The sequence below is a fragment of the Psychromonas sp. genome, from assembly GCF_041586535.1.
In the GTDB taxonomy this organism is placed as follows: Bacteria; Pseudomonadota; Gammaproteobacteria; order Enterobacterales; family Psychromonadaceae; genus Psychromonas.
In genome coordinates, this window is sequence record NZ_JBFGZY010000093.1 from 1 (window position 1) to 17,243 (window position 17,243).

13 protein-coding genes and 1 pseudogene are annotated in these 17,243 nt (G+C 39.5%); 11 read left to right on the forward strand and 3 right to left on the reverse strand.

Annotated elements, in window-relative coordinates; genetic code table 11:
- Positions 1-225: 225 nt before the first annotated feature.
- Positions 226-750: pseudogene (locus tag ABZA00_RS11225) on the reverse strand (IS1595 family transposase); the annotation flags it as partial.
- Positions 751-1,515: 765 nt separating this feature from the next.
- Between ABZA00_RS11225 and ABZA00_RS11230 the strand changes: the two are divergent.
- The 9 genes from ABZA00_RS11230 to ABZA00_RS11270 all read left to right on the forward strand — a co-directional run bounded on the left by ABZA00_RS11230 (position 1,516) and on the right by ABZA00_RS11270 (position 11,496).
- Entirely contained in the window at positions 1,516-2,154 is a 639-nt protein-coding gene (locus tag ABZA00_RS11230) for a hypothetical protein (protein ID WP_372882258.1), read from the forward strand.
- A gap of 55 nt (positions 2,155-2,209) precedes the next feature.
- Complete coding sequence (locus tag ABZA00_RS11235; RefSeq protein ID WP_372882259.1) at positions 2,210-3,229, forward strand: penicillin-binding protein activator LpoB; 1,020 nt, start codon at positions 2,210-2,212, stop codon at positions 3,227-3,229.
- Between the two features lie 4 nt (positions 3,230-3,233).
- Positions 3,234-4,781: a hypothetical protein gene (locus ABZA00_RS11240; RefSeq protein WP_372882260.1), complete on the forward strand. Its 1,548-nt coding sequence runs from the start codon at positions 3,234-3,236 to the stop codon at positions 4,779-4,781.
- On the forward strand, positions 4,781-5,902 hold the full coding sequence (locus ABZA00_RS11245) for a hypothetical protein (protein WP_372882261.1): 1,122 nt from the start codon (positions 4,781-4,783) through the stop codon (positions 5,900-5,902). The genes ABZA00_RS11240 and ABZA00_RS11245 overlap by 1 nt, the downstream gene beginning before the upstream one ends.
- A 143-nt stretch (positions 5,903-6,045) precedes the next feature.
- A complete protein-coding gene (locus ABZA00_RS11250) occupies positions 6,046-7,518 on the forward strand; it encodes a hypothetical protein (protein WP_372882262.1) in 1,473 nt (490 codons plus the stop codon).
- Between the two features lie 63 nt (positions 7,519-7,581).
- Positions 7,582-8,550, forward strand: a complete 969-nt coding sequence (locus ABZA00_RS11255; protein WP_372882263.1) for an LPP20 family lipoprotein — start codon at positions 7,582-7,584, stop codon at positions 8,548-8,550.
- Positions 8,551-8,593: 43 nt separating this feature from the next.
- Entirely contained in the window at positions 8,594-9,391 is a 798-nt protein-coding gene (locus ABZA00_RS11260; RefSeq protein ID WP_372882264.1) for an ETEC_3214 domain-containing protein, read from the forward strand.
- A 78-nt stretch (positions 9,392-9,469) separates the two neighbouring features.
- Positions 9,470-10,072 (forward strand): hypothetical protein, encoded by a 603-nt coding sequence (locus tag ABZA00_RS11265; protein WP_372882265.1) that lies wholly within the window; start codon positions 9,470-9,472, stop codon positions 10,070-10,072.
- Between the two features lie 59 nt (positions 10,073-10,131).
- Positions 10,132-11,496, forward strand: a complete 1,365-nt coding sequence (locus ABZA00_RS11270) for a transglycosylase SLT domain-containing protein (RefSeq protein ID WP_372882266.1) — start codon at positions 10,132-10,134, stop codon at positions 11,494-11,496.
- A gap of 144 nt (positions 11,497-11,640) precedes the next feature.
- Here ABZA00_RS11270 and ABZA00_RS11275 read toward each other — a convergent pair whose 3' ends face one another.
- Entirely contained in the window at positions 11,641-12,399 is a 759-nt protein-coding gene (locus tag ABZA00_RS11275) for a TIGR01458 family HAD-type hydrolase (RefSeq protein WP_372882267.1), read from the reverse strand.
- Positions 12,400-12,655: 256 nt separating this feature from the next.
- Between ABZA00_RS11275 and ABZA00_RS11280 the strand changes: the two genes are divergently transcribed.
- On the forward strand, positions 12,656-14,338 hold the full coding sequence (locus ABZA00_RS11280; protein WP_372882268.1) for an aspartate:alanine antiporter: 1,683 nt from the start codon (positions 12,656-12,658) through the stop codon (positions 14,336-14,338).
- Positions 14,339-14,849: 511 nt separating this feature from the next.
- The gene (locus ABZA00_RS11285) at positions 14,850-15,842 is read left to right on the forward strand and encodes a ChaN family lipoprotein (protein ID WP_372882269.1); all 993 of its coding nucleotides are present in this window, start codon (positions 14,850-14,852) and stop codon (positions 15,840-15,842) included.
- A gap of 39 nt (positions 15,843-15,881) precedes the next feature.
- Here ABZA00_RS11285 and ABZA00_RS11290 read toward each other — a convergent pair whose 3' ends face one another.
- Complete coding sequence (locus tag ABZA00_RS11290) at positions 15,882-16,250, reverse strand: hypothetical protein (RefSeq protein WP_372882270.1); 369 nt, start codon at positions 16,248-16,250, stop codon at positions 15,882-15,884.
- Between the last annotated feature and the right edge of the window lie 993 nt (positions 16,251-17,243).

Consider the following 17,243-nt stretch of genomic DNA (forward strand, 5'->3'; position numbering starts at 1 on the left):
CTTAAAAATTCGTGGCGGCAGGTAGTGCCGACACGTTAAACGCTTGTAAGAGGTTTTAGAAGACTAACGCAACTTAATGTTGCAATGCCTAAACCGTTGACGACAAGAATCACCTTGCTTTAGCTGGGTGAGCTTCAAATAATGCGTACAGTAGTTGTTCTATATAAGTGTGCGATAACGTTCTAGCATTCGCCTCCACCCTAAATAATTTCCTAAGTATTTAGCCCTTGTTTTACCAACGCCTCCTCGCTTTCTTGCTGGGTGAGGTAAGTGGCGCTGACCTTTAAATGATTCGAGAAAAAAAGTCTCATCAGCCTCAACGATTCCTTCTTCATGCTGCGCTTGATGAGTGTTTGCAAACGTTAAAAAGCGGTGACGCCAGAGAAAAGCTGTATTTTCATTAATGCGGCATAGTGCAGCTGCTTTTCTAATACGTAAACCATCAATTAAGGCTTGAGCATAAATCAACCATTTATCCCGTTGACGTAATCGAGCAAGAGGCGTTTTAGTTAACGGGTTACATGTTTTTGAACAAGACGCATACCGATGCCGAGGCGGGCCATGGCTTGAGCCTCACGGTTTGAGTAAAGTTGATTCGCAATGAGGGCAGTGGTGTAAAACTGCTTTAACAGTTAATACTTCTTCAGTAGATATTTCAGTTTGTTCAAGTACTTGGTGAAGTCGTTGACGTTGACTGGGCGACAATAGTTTAAGTTGTTGTAAAAAAGGAGTAAATTGTTGTTCATTCATGAGTGTCACCTTAAAAGTTATTCACACATAAATTAAGTATGGTAGATCTACAACAATTTACTCAGACATAGCCATCTAAAAGCGTCCTGTGCTGCTCATCGTTTACATAGAGTAATTATGCATTGCTTCTCGCGCCTTGCTCAGAAAACAAACATTCCATTGTTTAGTAAATTTTGATTAGCTTTGCTGTTGAGATTTCTTTTCACGAGCTCATAGCATGGATTGTTACGAGTTTCAAATTCACCCGGTGAATGCCTTCATATCATTTTTCCTCCCTGTAAATTTCTTTTGAGTATGCAATAGCAAATGTTGTGCAACGGCATTGATCGACTCACTGTGCTTTGCTGTTTTTTGTCCTCATAACATGAGTACCATAAGGTGTTTTTCACTACGAATACGTAGCAATGTTCCATATCTTGACTTGGCAATCTATAACATAGCGAAACAAACTATCAGGCTCTAATGAACTAGTTACTTTGGCAGCTTTTTAAACTTTTCAGCTTTAATTTTGATATTTAATTGGTGGTGTTTTATTTTGGATTATACCTTATCAATTTAGTATGATATTTGCAGTTGACCTTTTATTTACCAGTTAAATTTGCAATATAGCTTCATTTATAAGCATTTAATTGTTTTTAATGCTTTTTTTATGTGTATTTTATTAATTGATACTGTATATTCTTTTTGATCTTTATATGTCATTGATGTTTTTGTGTGCATTTGTGATTATGATTTGATAATTCGTTCTTAGGGATGATGACTATTATGGAAAATAAAAAGGAAAATAAAATCATGAAAAAAACGATTCTAGCTGTAACGCTTGCTGCTACTTTGTTATCCGGTTGCTCTGCGATAATGGGAAATGAGACCCGCTCATATGATGAATTAAAAGCTGATGGTCAAGCCTTGTTACTAAAGTCTAATGAAGAAGGTTACTCAGCTTCAGGCATACAAGATTTAGAAAAAATTCGCCTGGGTGTAAATTCAGCATTTTTGATTGCAGAGCCTATGTATGAACGTTATACAGAAAATTTATTGAATACGCCTGAACTGGGTAATTTTATGGCAGCAACAGAGGCTGCTGAAAGCGAAGAAGAGAAAAAAGCGATTTATGATGCTTTACCGCAAGAAACAAAAGATAAAGTAGATGCCTACTTGAATTCGTCCATGACACAAGAAGTAATGAAGGGCGCAGCTGAAGTTGCGAAGGTCATATTAAAAAATTCAACAGCATTTTTAACAGTAAATACAACATCAGTGCTAACACAAATCGATTTTACGGATCTGATGGCTGAGAAAGCGCGTATTGCACATACCGCAGATCAACTTGCCTACCTAGATACAACACTTGTTTCTGCATATAAAAATTATAAAGTTATTTCTGCATTTTCTAACGCACAGTAGCAGTACTTACCACCTTACCGATGTTTAGGCATCGGTATTTATTTGGGAAAAGAAAATGAAAAAATTATTACCCGTATTAACTGCCTCTTTATTTTTGGTCGCCTGTCAAACAACCAGCCTAAAAGTTAATTCTGAAGCTGATATTGATGCTAATTCAACAATAGAGAGAGTAAATCGCGATGCTTTGCTGCAGTCTGAAAATATTGAGCTGCCAAGCAACTATGATGTAAAAGCATTTAATAAAATGCGCATTGCAGCATATGTTGAAAACATTCGTTTTGAAAATGATGCTAAAAAAACCGAAATTGATACCGGCATTATCAGTAAACTTTTGGAAAATGAGTTATCGCGTACCAAACGATATGATGTACTGACAAGAAACTGTACGTCCTGTGATTATGAAGTGGCATTCCAGGCTGAAAATACAGTTGCTGCAGGTGCAATTGAAGTTGGTGAAAAGTTAAACCCTGAGTATGTTTTTGAAACCTCTATTGCTTTAGGTTCGGTCATCAAGAAGTTGAATGACCATAACGAGATTATATTCCGCAGCCTAGTCACTACTAAAGTTGTTAACCCTACCACAGGTGAAATTATTCACTCCTTTGAACCAATTCGCCATAATATGCCCGCTAAACGATTTTTTGCTATTGAAGGCAAATTTATGGGGGGGTTTGATTATCGTAAAGCAAACGAGCTGCAGGAAGCTTATAAAGAAGCAGCGCAAAAGGCGATACAAGTCTTAGTTAACCGCACCATGGATTACTACCCTGTCGGTGGTCGTGTTACTAATTTCCGCAATGGGCGTTTTGCCATTAATGCCGGAATTAACCAGGGGTTTGCGGTTAAACAACCTGTTGTTCTTTTCTTAAGTGATGATGGTTTAGATATTCCGATTGCATCGGGTGAAGTAACACCTAAAGGTGATGCAGGATCTGGTGTTCTCTTTACCTGGAAAGAAGATGATGTTGATGCACAACAAGTACAGAAAAAGCTAAGTGCAATGGGTAAAGATTACCTGATACGCAACAAAGTCTATGCGGTATCCGTCGGTACACCTGAAGATTGGAAACTATAATAGCATGCAGAAAATACTACGTAATATCAGTCTTAGTTTACTTGTTGTCACCTCGATGCTTTTAAGCACAGCACCAGCAATTGCCAGCGATCCTATGGATGACGTATTTTCATTACTGGATAGTGGTGGTGGAACGCGTTCAGGTAAGAATAAAGTAGATGGTTATTACGTAGTTGCTATGGGGACGTCGAACCGCTCTTCTGAGTCTAAAGCCTATGAAGAAGCACGACTCAATGCGTTGCGCCAATTAACCGAAATGATTAATGGCGTAACCATGAGCGGTAGCACAACAGCTTCAATGAAAAGTGTGACGGTTTCAGAAGGCTCGAATAGTTCTGAGTTTTCCAGCGAGTCCTTTGTTGATGTCGTGAAAACAAGCTTTAAAGGGCAACTTTCTGCAGCAAAAATGATCAAAAAGGGTAATTACGATGGTGAGTATTTTGTCGCCATCTCTATTGCAGAGTCTGACGTAAAAAGTGTGGGCTCATTACGCTCCTCTGGTAATCAACGTAATAATGGCGGTTCGAATACTATTATTATTGCCACCGACGCCGCCAATCAAAGGATCTCTCAGTTTAACAATGAAGCTAAATCTGTTGAATCGAAAGGGTTAGCATCGATGAAATTGGGGGAGGCTAAATCAAGAGAACAAGCACTGCAAGATGCAATTAGAAATGCAGTACAGCAGGCGCAGGGGGTCATGCTACAGGGTAAGTCAGGTACCTTTAATGATGCATTGGCGATGGCACTTTCAACTAAAACAGAAGGTTATGTAAGCAGTTATGAGATCTTAGATGAAGATATTGAACGTGGTAATTATTATGTGATCATGATGGCGGAAGTAGATTCAGCTAAGTTATTAAATGACGTTAATTTTTACCTGAATGTCTTTAGTCAGCCGGTATTTACGGTTAAATCTGATAACAGCAAAAAATCGGATTGGATCATTGATGAATTAGAGCGCCTCGGTTTTGCTATTAACGATGGTGCAAGTGACGCAACGCATACTTTTTACCTAAAGCAGACACAACACAAAGTTGAAGATCATAAAGGGGCTGCGGGGGTCGAAACCTCTTTGTCGATAAATCTTAAAGATAATGCCAGCGGGGATATTCTTTTCACCGTAACCAACAATCCCCTTAAAACACGCATTTATGTGGAACCAATCAGTCGCGCTCAGCAGGTTTCCGAGCATGTCGCGTATAAACAGATGAAAAACAAGTTGGGTGTTGAAGTTATTCAATCACTTGCGCGTTATGCCGAAAAAGGTGTTGTTTATAACATAGTACTTAATAATGCGAAGCGTACTGATGTTGATATTTTCAAACATGTCTTAAATAGCGGTACTAGTGGCCACGTTGAAACTTGGAATTGGGATAAGAAAGGCAAGGTAATGACTTTGGATTACCGTTTCTCCGGGCCATTAAGTGAAGCATTTGATCAAAGCCTGCAAGAGATTTATGCCACCTTTAAAACTCAAGGTAAAGGGCGCCGACCACATATGAAAACGGTGGATAAACGCAGCGCTGTTTTTGATATGGTGAAAAGTTAATGAAAAAAGTTTTTATTTTTGCATTGGCTCTATTTAGTACGCAGTCGATTGCTTTTGATGCGCGAGAAATCTATCAGAATAAGTTGATAGAACAGCCTACAGGTGTCTATCAGGACTCTGGTTTGCTCTTTTTTGTCGTGAAACAGCCCTGTTTAACGACAAAAAAATATTCAGGAACAAAAGAATCTAAACAGGCTGAGCAGGTATTTTATACGCAGTTAGTTGATCAAGTAAATACGCGTAGTATCTCTTTCAACCCTCAGTCAATCTCTGTTTCAGGAAGATTAAAAGAAGATATCTTTACAGAGATATCAAAACGCTACGATGCAAAAAAAGCAATCTCGCATCAATTACTCTTTGATCGAGATAGCAAAGGCTGCATACGCGAATATGTGCAAGTGGCACAGGCTGAACAGTTTGAAAAAAATAAAATTAACATACCGCAAACAGACATCGACTATGTACAAAATGAACTCATTATTAATGCCTTAAATGAGAAAAAATATGCACGTTTAGGGGCTTATTTCAACTCATTACAGATAAACAAGTTAGCACTGATCTACAATGAATTGAGCCATGATGCCAGTTATCCGTTTGCTATCAGGTTAAATAATGATATTGGCGCTTATAAGGCTTACTGTGTGCTCAATTTTGATTGTAAATCAACAAGTAAAAAATTTTCTGATTATGATTTTAATGCGGTTTTAGCCACAACTTTTGCAGCGGAGGGGGTTATTAACCTTCACAGCCTTAATCCCAGTTTGGAGATGGCAAAAGAGTTTTATTTACGTGCAAAAAACAATTTTGATAAAGGACAAAAGCCACAGCAAATTCTCGATGATTTAACCATTTCTTTAAATGCCAATCCTATTAATGCAGATGCATGGGAAAAACTATCTGCAATATATCGTGCGACAAATAAAAATCAATTAGCACTATTCGCCGTTAACCAATACAGCATGCAAAACGCAACCTCTGTTGAGCCTTGGGTGTATCTGCTAAAGGTAATTGCTGCAACGGATAAAGTTGAGGCAGACAAGCTGCATGTACTATTAATATCAATTTCCGATCATGTGGCGTTATCTACATGGGCACAAAAGCAAATAAAGGACTACCGATGAGCAATACAATAAAACCACTCGCATTAGCTATCACCTTCGCTTTTTCTTCAGTCACTTTTGCTGAAGATTTTATCCCTCAAGAAAATGTACCTGCATTAGAAGCAGTGTCTCAAGCAACGGAGCAACCGTTTAAGCAAGAGGCGTTGATTGAAGATAATTATGTACCCGCTGAAACTCAGGTTCAGGAGTATATGCAAACTAAAGGGTGGACTGAAGGATGGGAAAAAAATAAGAAGCGTTTATTTGTTGTCAATACAGAAACTTTCAATACTGAAGATCCTAGCTACGATGATTCGTTTGTAACAAAACGTTCACAGTACGCGTTGATTGCAACAATGGGAGCAAAAGCAAAAATAGTGGAATTTATGCGCACAGAAATGAGTGCAGTTGACCAAATAACTGCACCGGGTACGGATGTCCATGCCGAGTTAAATAAAAAATATGAAACAGCAGTCAATAAAATTGAAAAGCAACAGCAAAAGTTAGTCAAATTATTGGCTGAAGTTGATGCTGCAGAAGCAGATAAACTACGCGGTGTGACATGGAGCGAACTTTATAAAAGGTACTACGAAGGGTTAATTAAAAAATTGGATGAGACCTACAGTGCCGGGGATATAGAAGCAAAGAAACTGGCAACATATGAAAAAACCAAGAAGAAATATGATGAAGCTGCTATTGAGATGCAGGAGATTGAGGCAAAAGCGGCCAGTATCAAAGGCACCGTTTCTTTAGAGTCAACCAGTGTTGTCGAAACCTTAGCAAAGGCTCCGCTAATGGGCGCTTCCATCCTTTTGCAAGCGGAATCCTGGAACGAAGAGGAAGACGAGTATGAAGTTTCGACATTAATGGTTTGGAGTCCTAAATTAGAGCAAGCGGCAAAGGCGGTTGTGACCGGTGAAAACTATCCACTTAAACCTAAAAATGGGCTGTCTGTTCAAGATTGGTTAAATACACAAGAACTGGCAACCCTGGTTGGACCTCGCCAATATGTAGATAAAGATGGACAGCGTTGGTTCCTTGGCGCCTATGCGATGCCCGTCGAGGGCTCGTCTTCACTTAAACGTAAAAATAAAGGTATTGCTGATCTCTTTGCTAAAAAAGAAACGGCTATGGCGCTTTATGCCGATATCGAAACGCACAAACAGGCGGCAATTGCACTACAGACACGCAGTGCTGAGCAACTTCAAGGTAAAGATAATACCGAGGTGGCTACAAGCTTTGCTGAACAAACCCGGCAGTCCATCGAAAACCGTCCTGTAAGTGGCTTATCAAAATTATTATCTAAAACAATGGTACACCCAATCTCACAGCAAAAAATTCACCTTGTTGTTTATGGAATTTCGGGCAGTAGTGCAAGTGAAGCCTTAAAAATGGAAAGCTCTGCATATCAATCTGCAGCCGCAGGTAATCGTGCTATTCAGAAAAGTGTAGCCGATAAAAAACTACTTGATAAAGAGCTTGTTAAGTCAAATGCGGTAGTCATAAGCAATAAAGAATCGTTGACTGAAAACACTGTATCTAACAATACAGCAAAATCGGTGGTGGCGCATAACAAGGTGAAATCAAACAGTCAGTCGCTTCTTAATGCACCAAGCATTGATGAAGATGACTTTTAAAAGAAAAAAGGAGGGTGCTGGCAGCATCCTCCCTGGTATAGCCAAGCAAAGAGTAAATCAAATATGATAACCCGCTTTATATTTATTGCTGCAATATTAACTTCATTTTCAGCTTTTGCAGTACCCGAATGGACAAATAACCTGCAACCCAAAGAGGGGTATATCACAGGTGTCGGGATTGCTGAAGATATTAGCAAAGCGAAACAGTCTGCAACTGCAGATATTGCTAAAACGCTTTATGCAAATGTGAGCAGTGTTTTTTCTTCAGTAGCCAAAACATCCGGCGATAGCGGTTTGTTAGAAACTTCTTCACAGAATCAAATAGAAAGTAAAGATGTACTGCTTCCAAATATTCACTGGGACAAAATAGAGGCATCCGATGGTATCTATTATGCGCTGGCCAGTGTCAGTAAATCTGAAATTATCTCTTTATACAAAAAGAACTTAACCATGGCGCTTAAGCCTTTTGAGAATATACAGAACAAATCCACACTCAACTTGAATGACTACCTGTTTTTGTTAGAAAACAAAAAAGCGTTGAATATATCTGCTCTGCGAGCAAGTGCAATCGCATCACTTTCGAGTGCAGGGGAAATTTACTATGATCAAATTTATCAGTTGCTTACCAAGCAAAATCAATTTGTTGATTCGGTTTGTTTTAATGTGAAAAAAAGTCACGATCGGATGGCGGATAAGATTTATCTGCCGGCAATTGAAAGTGCTCTGCAATCAGATCGTTTTCAATTAAGTGAAAATAGCGATTGTCTCCCTATTAAATTCCGATCAAAAACAGAACGGGTAGATAAAAAAATAGCACAAGTTTCAATGCAATTGGATATCGGACAGCCGGTTATTGTGAGTAAAGTAATTAAATTTGCAGGAACAAGTTCAGGATCATACAAATCAGCGATGTTTGCTGCGGCTGAAAATTTTTCACAGTATTTTAGCAACCATGGTGGACTGTTAAATAGGCTATTAAATAGCCCTGATAGTGCGATAGAAATTAGTTTGTCACCTTCAGATAAAGTGTGAATGAAGTTAACACCTTAATATAACAAGAGAAAACGGATTGGGAATGGAAAATAATCAGAGAATTGATGAGTTAACAGATAAACTAGAGGCTCTTGAAGAGGAAACTGAGGAGTTCCAGCAGAAATCATTTTTGGAAAAATTCCGTAATTTTGCAGTCACGCTGATGTTACTTATGATCTCTATCGGGCAATGGAATGATACTAAAGATGTTTTATTAAGTGCTTACGAAGAAGTTGTTTCCCGATGGACGAATACTCTCGACTATGAAAAATTAGCAAAATTAAGAGTGGGCTATTCAAGTGAATATGTTGAAAATTTATTGGGTTTACCACAGGTAACTAAAGTTTCAAAACTATCTAAAAACACTATATTTTCATACTACAGTACACCTAAATATATTCTAACAACGGCAGTTACAAATAATCGTTTATCAGGTTTTTCTGTGATTGCTTTAAAAAATGACTTTTATGCTCCCATTGCTTATTTAGACAAAAATTTAAATGAAAGTCCATTAGCCAGTTATATTCCTTCGCAGGAAATGTTTGTTACTGATTTTGGTAATGCTGAATATTTTATTGAAAGTTATGAGCTTAGCCGTAATTTAATGTTTTATGATTTTTCATTGGGGGTCATTAATTACGGGTTGTTAACTGAGAGTTTAAGAGATGAAATTAAAATACTTAATCATCAATTGAATAATGGGGAAGATTTGTTGCTAAGTGATTTATCTATTCAAGATAAGATCCTGCCAAACTATTACTCAGTTTCTGAATTTTCTTCCGAACACATGATGGAATCTATTCTTAGTCGTTACGAAATAGCCGCCTTGTTCGAAGGGTAGGCCCGGAGAAAGGAATCTTGTAGTTTGATGCTGCAATTTATTGTAAATGATCACTCTTTTATTATTTAAGGAAAAATGATGTATAAAAAATGTTTAATCGCCTTTACTTTGATAGGCTCTTTAGCTGCCTGTCAGACGACTTCAAATGTACAAGAGATAAAATCTGCGGCTTGTTTTTTCCCTGATGCACCTGAAAAAGAAGCGCCTAAATGGATATGTGGTATTACCCCTGATGGGGTAGAAATTAGTGCAACCGGTTACTCGAAAAAGAATATTGCGGGTTTGTCGGTCATGAATAATATTGCGAGAAATGATGCGCGTGTTAATTTAGGCCGTCAGTTTGAAGTGAATGTTAAAAGCCTTGTAAAATCAGCGATGGTCGCAAATACCGTTTCTGAAAGTGAAACTGAAGGTGCATCGGAAAATGTGAATGAATATTTTGAAACAGTAACTAAAAGTATTTCCAGCACAACGTTAACTAATAGCCGGATTCTTTCTACAGCAACAAGCCCTGCCGGTGGTTTATATACTTTAGTCGGTATGGATAAAGCGACTTTCGATGCCAATTTCAATAAAGTTATTGAGAAGGCTGAAGCTAAAGATGCGGAACTTTGGAATAAGTTTAATGATAAAAAAACAACGGAAGAGCTGGCCAAGGTATTAGCAGCACTTGGAAAGTAGTTGTTCATACGTAGTTTTATCCTAAATAAAACTACGTTTTTTTATATTTGAGGTTATTTATGAAGTTATATAATGTGTTAACTCTATGCGTTCCATTAGTTCTAATGCCGTTAACGGTATATTCATCAGATGTATTTGACGAGCTTGATGCTGAAGTTGAAAGCTATGCGCACCCTGATGCTGATAAAATTAAAGCCGAATATACAAAATTTATTGCTGATTATCTAAATGAATATGATCAATGGAGAAAAGGATATTTAACTGACTTTGATAACGCTCAGTCTAAAATCATTAAAAAGTGGGGGGATGATGACACTGCCAATAAACAGCGTAATGTTGAATACTCGAAAGATTTAACATCCAAAGCGGTGATCGATTATCAGAACAATGAAGCTGTTGTTGAAGTCCTGGTTGATAGTACTGTATCAACTGAAGAGGCACAAAAAATACTGGCAGATAAAATTGCGCGACTGGTTAAAGATAAAGGGGCAAATATCGCTGAGCTAAGTTCCTCTATTAAAGAAATAAACCCGGAAAATATCACTGTTGAGACGATTGAATATTCAGATCATAATGAAAAAAAAGCCAAAGACGTGATTATTCAGCAGACTGTCAGTTATATGCAGGAGGCGGATAAAAGAGCTGATAAACTGTTAACTGAAAATAGCCGCTTATCTCCTGAAATTATCGAAAATGCTGTGGCTGAAAAGAAAAAAGAATTACAGAAAGAAGAACAGGGGAGGCTTGCAGTCGTTGCTGAGAACTATCAATCTTTACGTCAGCATGGCGATGCACAATTGTCTGAAAACTCAGATTCAATAAAGCCTGAAACTCAAAAAAAAGTTAAATATAAGGTAAAGCTGCCAAAGAATAGTTTGGCTAAACGCGCTGAAAAATATACCGACTTCGCAGAGAGAGAAAGTAAAGAGTTTGGTGTCCCTGCTGCTCTCATTATGGCGATAATGCACTCCGAGTCCGCATTTGATCCAAATGCAAAATCACCTGTTCCAGCATATGGTTTAATGCAGATTGTCCCGCGCACTGCAGGTCATGATGTTAATAAATTGGTGCGTAATATTGATAAACCAATGCAGGCGAAAGAGCTATATGTTCCAGATGTGAATGTGCAAACGGGATCTGCCTATTTGAGTATACTCGATAAACGTTATCTTAAATCCATTAAGAATCCCCAAAGTCGCTTATATTGTACTATTGCAGCTTATAACACTGGGGCAGGCAATGTCGCTAAGGTCTTTAATAAAAAAGGCCAGGGTAATACCCGTAATATAAAAAGAGCTGCGCAGGTAATTAACCAGTTATCTCCTCAAGAGGTTTACGACGCTCTGATGGCGAAACTGCCTTATGATGAAACCAAACATTATTTACAAAAGGTTTCCAGTCGTATTCCGCTATACGAAATATAGACGCGAGCCACAGAAAATGGCCATACTATCCACATAATTAAATGAGCAATGCTATGGGGGAACTACCGTGTAATACTGCTCATTGGATCTCTAGATGGTTTTTCAAGATAATGCTATCGCTTGATTTTAGGGCTTTAAATGTGGTTATTGCAGGGTAATTGCGTAATCTACGGCTTGAACAATTGAATCGCAGGTGAGGTGCGATTCACTCAGTTTATTTTCATCACCCGGTTGATATTTTCCGGTACGCACCAGGCAGGCGTTAAGCCCCGCATTTAATGCACCTTCAACATCGCCATAGATATCATCGCCAATCATTAACACCTGATCTGCAGATAGCTTTGTAGATGTTAATGCCTGCAGGAAAAAATCTTCGGATGGCTTGCCGATAATCATCGCCCGGGTTGATGCGGCAAATTCAATGGCTTTGATAAAAGGACCTGCATCGAGTAGCAGCTGGCCGCCTAATTTAAAATAACGGTTATAGCCAATGCCGATTAAGGGGGCGCCTTGCTGACATAACTGAAAGGCACGATTTAAATTATCATAACAGAAACCCTGCTCAGCATCTCCAATCACCACGGCGTTAGGAACAGTCTGCGGCAGGTCGGAGAATTCGCTTTTGATTTCCTGATGAATAAGGCAATAGGGGCGCAGTTTTTTTTCCTCCAGCCATGCGTGAACCGCCACGGGTGCGGTAAAAAGCTCCTCTTCCTGCAGTTCAAACCCTAAGTTTTTAAGATCGGTTAATAACTGAGTCCGCGTTCGGCGGGAGGTATTAGTGACAAAACGTAATACTAGCTGATGATCTCTTGCTTTTTTGATTGCCGCCACGGCGCCGGGTATTACTTTGTGGCCTTCATATAATACACCACTTAAATCGATAAAAAGTGCTTTTAACATAAGCCATTCTTCCTGGTTAACTGTTTGCATCGCCAGATTAGAACCAGTCTGACCGTTTAAAGTATAGATTAAACTAAGATTTTGAATATAACCGCGCCTACGAATTGATCTAACTGAGGATCTAACTGAGCTGCAAATCAAGGTCAAAGTTGGCGCAAAAAAAAGCGTTAATTCAGGTTAAATATTAATGGGGTTAGTTGTTCATTTAGGATAGAATCCGCCCCATTTTATAACAGTTTGTGGTGAGGAAAAGTTAGTGAATATCGATGTGGCAACTTTGTTGTCAGAAAATGACATATTATTGCTGTTTGTGGTGCTGTCATTAGGTTTATTGGTTGCCAAATTGCGTATCGGCAGTTTCCAAATTGGCAGTTCTATTGGTGTACTGACCTCCGCTATGGTGATGGGACATATTGGCTATACCTTTACCCCGGAAGCATTAAATATTGGTTTTATGCTGTTTATTTTTTGTGTCGGGATTGAAGCCGGGCCCAACTTTTTTGGTATCTTCCTGCGTGATGGAAAGCATTATTTGATACTGGTACTGGTTGTCTTAATCTCTGCTGTCTGTCTTACTCTGCTAAGTGGACATTACCTTGGATTAGAATTTGGACTTTCTGCCGGTTTGATGGCCGGATCTTTGACCGCAACGCCGATTTTAGTCGGTGCTCAAGATGCGTTAAATTCAGGGTTAGCGGTTCTGCCCGCCGGAATTGAATACAATAAAGTGATCAATAACCTGAGTGTTGGTTATGCCATGTCATACCTGATCGGTTTGAGCAGTGTTATTGTATTAGCGCGTTTATTACCGAAATTACAAAAACAAAATTTAATTGATAGTGCTCATGAGATTGCCTTAAAAAGGGGTATTGGAGTAGCAGGAAAAAGAAAAGTTTATCTGCCGATTATTCGCGCTTATCGCGTTGATCCGGAGTTGATTATCTGGACTGATGGTAAAAATCTCCGGGAACTGGGTATCCACCGTCAGACCGGTTGTCATATTGAGCGGATTCGCCGTAACGGTATTTTAGCCAATCCCGATGGCAATTATACTCTGCAGTTGGGTGATGAAATAGCCCTGGTAGGTTATCCGGACAGCCATGCTAAATTAGACCCAAGTTTCCGTAATGGTAAAGAGGTTTTTGACCGTAATTTATTAGATTTGCGCATTGTTGAAGAAGAGATTGTTGTTAAAAGTGATAATGTCGCGGATAAACGTCTGTCGGATCTGAATCTTTCTGACTATGGCTGCTTCCTGAATCGTGTCCAGCGCGCACAGATCGAGATGCCGATTGAGCATGATATTATGCTGTCCAAGGGGGATATTTTACAAGTCAGTGGCGAAAAAAGTAAGGTGCATCACCTTGCTGATAAAATCGGATTTATCTCTGTTCATAGTCAGGTTTCCGATCTGCTTGCTTTCTGTGTTTTTTTTATTGTCGGCATTTTGTTCGGTATGGTGACCATGAGTTTCGGGCATCTTACCTTCGGGTTAGGCAGTGCTGTCGGATTGTTGATTTCAGGCATATGTCTGGGTTTTTTCCGGGCCAATCATCCGACCTTTGGGTATATACCTCAGGGGGCGCTGAATATGATGAAAAATCTTGGTTTACTGGTCTTTATGGTGGGTATCGGCTTAAGTGCGGGCAGCAATGTCTTTGAATATTTTGCCGAATCAGGATTTAAAATTCTGGCCGCAGCATTGATTGTCAGCGTCACTCCCGTGGTCATTGCATTTATTGTCGGTGCTTACCTGTTAAAAATGAACCGTGCACTGCTTATTGGCGCTATTATCGGCGCCCGTACCTGTGCGCCGGCGATGGATATTGTTAATGAACATACGCGCAGTACTATACCTGCCCTGGGCTATGCGGGTACCTATGCGATTGCCAATGTGCTGATGACAGTTGTCGGGACGATCATGATTTTGCTTACTTAACTGCTGAAATCTTGCCGTGCAAATAGGTCACAATCGCAAAGGGCGGATCTCATACCCAGACTGCTTCAGCTGAAAGTCGCTTGGGTATATACCCATGATACTTCAAGATGCAAAGTCAGCAAGGTCAATTGTGCCGAGATGCTAGACATAAAATTGAAGTCTAGTTATTCTACAGAGATATTAACAAAGCAGATTGGTGCAATTTCCCCTGCCCTACGGGGCGCTAGCTCGAAAACCAGTGCTGCGTTGCACCAATCAAAAAGGGAGTAACCATTACCTCATGTTGCGCCTTGCTCTGACTTCCAAGCTCGTACCTGACAAAGCATTTTGAAGTAACATGGGTATAAGTGGATACTTTAAATCTGGATGAAAAAATACTAAAACCCTTTGGTATTATGCTGTTATACCAGCAACCAAAAGGCGCTTCAGGGGAGATTCTAAAAGTATTATAATATTTGCGCTAATCAATAGCCGAGCAGTCAACGTACTGTGTAAATCACAGAGAGAATTTATGTTTAATTTACATCAGTTTTGTAACCTTCAATTCCGCTCTATCAGTTTTGGCCTGTTAATAACTTTACCCGGCTGTACTTCTGTGGCGATCCGGAGCCCGGCAACTTCTGAGCAGCCCCGCACCATATCAACCTATTTTGACTATCAGTTAATTTCACCCCAAAATCAGGCTATGACAATGCAGGGTTTTTTGTCTGATATCGAAAAAGCTAACGTTGTGCTGGTGGGGGAGTGGCATGGTCACAGCGGTATCCATCGTTTTCAGACGGATTTACTGCAGGCAGCAGTTCAGAAGAACTCGAATTTAGCGCTTTCAATGGAGCAATTTACACGCGACAGGCAAGCCGTTGTCGATCAATATTTAGCGGGTGAAATTGGTGAGGCAACACTGATAAAGGCAGCAAATGCCTGGCCTAACTACAGAAGTGATTATCGTCCTTTAGTTGAAGTGGCTAAAGTGGAAAAGCTTGATGTGCTTGCCGCGAACGCTCCAAAACAGATTGTCTCCTGCATTGCCAAAGAGGGGATTGATTATATTAACAGGCTGCCCGAGAAAGAAAGAGCCTGGCTGGCCGAGACCATCTCTCTGAAAGATTCCGCCTATAAAAAGCGCTTTATGGCCTCTTCCCACCACGGGGATGAGCTGCAAAACAGTAAACAATTTGCCGCTCAGGTAACCTGGGATGAAACTATGGCCGAAAGTATTGTGCGCTATTTAGAGAAGCATCCTGATAAGAAGGTGATACATACTGCCGGAAAATTTCACGTGGAAGATGGTTTAGGGATTGCGTCGAGTATTCTAGCCAGAGCTCCACATTTGAGTGTTGTGATAATAACTCCCGTTGATGCTGGTAAAAAATTAGAAAAAATGTCCGGAGATTACCGCTTACAGGTTCTCGGCTTACCGCAGCAGTTTGTCAAAAATGAGAATATGATAGCATCTTTTAAGACCCTTTCTGAGCGTAATAATAATTTACTATGTATCAAATAAATAGATGATACGCGTATTCAGCAGTGTTTATAAGGTTCTTTAGCGACTTAATAGGTCATGGCCTTGTTGCTCTGTGAGTGCCAGTTGTATCTCTTGTAATTTAACTTCCTTTGCTTTCAACTGCCGGTTTAATTTTAAGATAGTTCTGATCAGTTCAGATTTTTCCAAACCCGCCAATTCGTTAACTTCGTAGCTGTGACTCAGTTCATCAAGAAGAGATTGCTGCTCTACCTCTCTATTTTGCTCTGTTTTTAGCTGCTTATTGTTGACTGAAGCTTTCCGTTGACTGGTAGGTGCTATCGATGAGATCTTCAAGTGTTTTATTAATGGCACGGTTTTTTGCGATCTTTTTAAGTTGCCTGTCGGCTTGTATATCCAAATTGAAGGTGAATGATTTTTTGCCATCATTACTGCCCCTTGATTTTTTACTGCGCCATGCCTTAAACACACGGGACCGCAGTTCTCTGCCTTCAGCTGTTTTTCAAGTATACTCACATTGGCAACATCAACACCTACTCCATTTGTAATCTGGTTGAGTTGCGGCGACAACTATCCTGACACCGGGGGGGACTGTGTAAGATGATTTTTTAACCAGCAAGTATTTGTTGGGTTCCACAAAATTCTTTCGCTTTATAGCCTGCGACAGTTGCCATAAAAGTTTCTGTTTAACAACCTCAGGCAGCTGAAGGGGACGTCTCTATCCCGTAAATTAACCCGTTAGCGTAATTATATGCTATTTGCAGTGTCATTAAGTGATGCTACGAAGAGCTAATGCAGGTTGTTTTATAAGCATTAAAATTGACAATAATTTTCTATTCTTAGGGTCTGTTGATCTTTCGAGATTGTTTTTGCAGCAGTTTGTTGGTTCTTTATACAAGGCAGAGCCTGCGTAGTGTAGTTATTCTACATAAACAGGCGATAACGCAGTAGAAAGAGCCAACAAGCGCTGCTCGAAGGGGTCGGCTAAAAGCGTTTTACTCTTTGTTGCGAGGTATTTACTTAGAATGACTAAGCTACACACCTCGCGTCGCGATTAAAACGCTTTTATCTGGAACAAAAATCAACCGCGAAAGATCAACCCTAGTGAGATTACTTAATGATATCGCTTAGTGGTTATTTATCCAAATGCATTTTAACCTGCTGCTTTAAATGTGTTTATTGTTAAGTGAATTATTTTAATTTGAATTTTTAACCTTACTGATTTAGTTTATTGTGATTTTATACCAATTCCGATAATTAGATGATCTATTTAGCCGTAGAAAAAATGGATGAAAGCAAGGCATTGATTGCAGTAACTAGTTGTTCTAATTACACAAAATCGTATGGAACGATTTTGAACAGCTTTAGCTGGCCACAAAGTGGTGAAGAACAGGACGTTCTGAATCAAATCAATAACAAAGA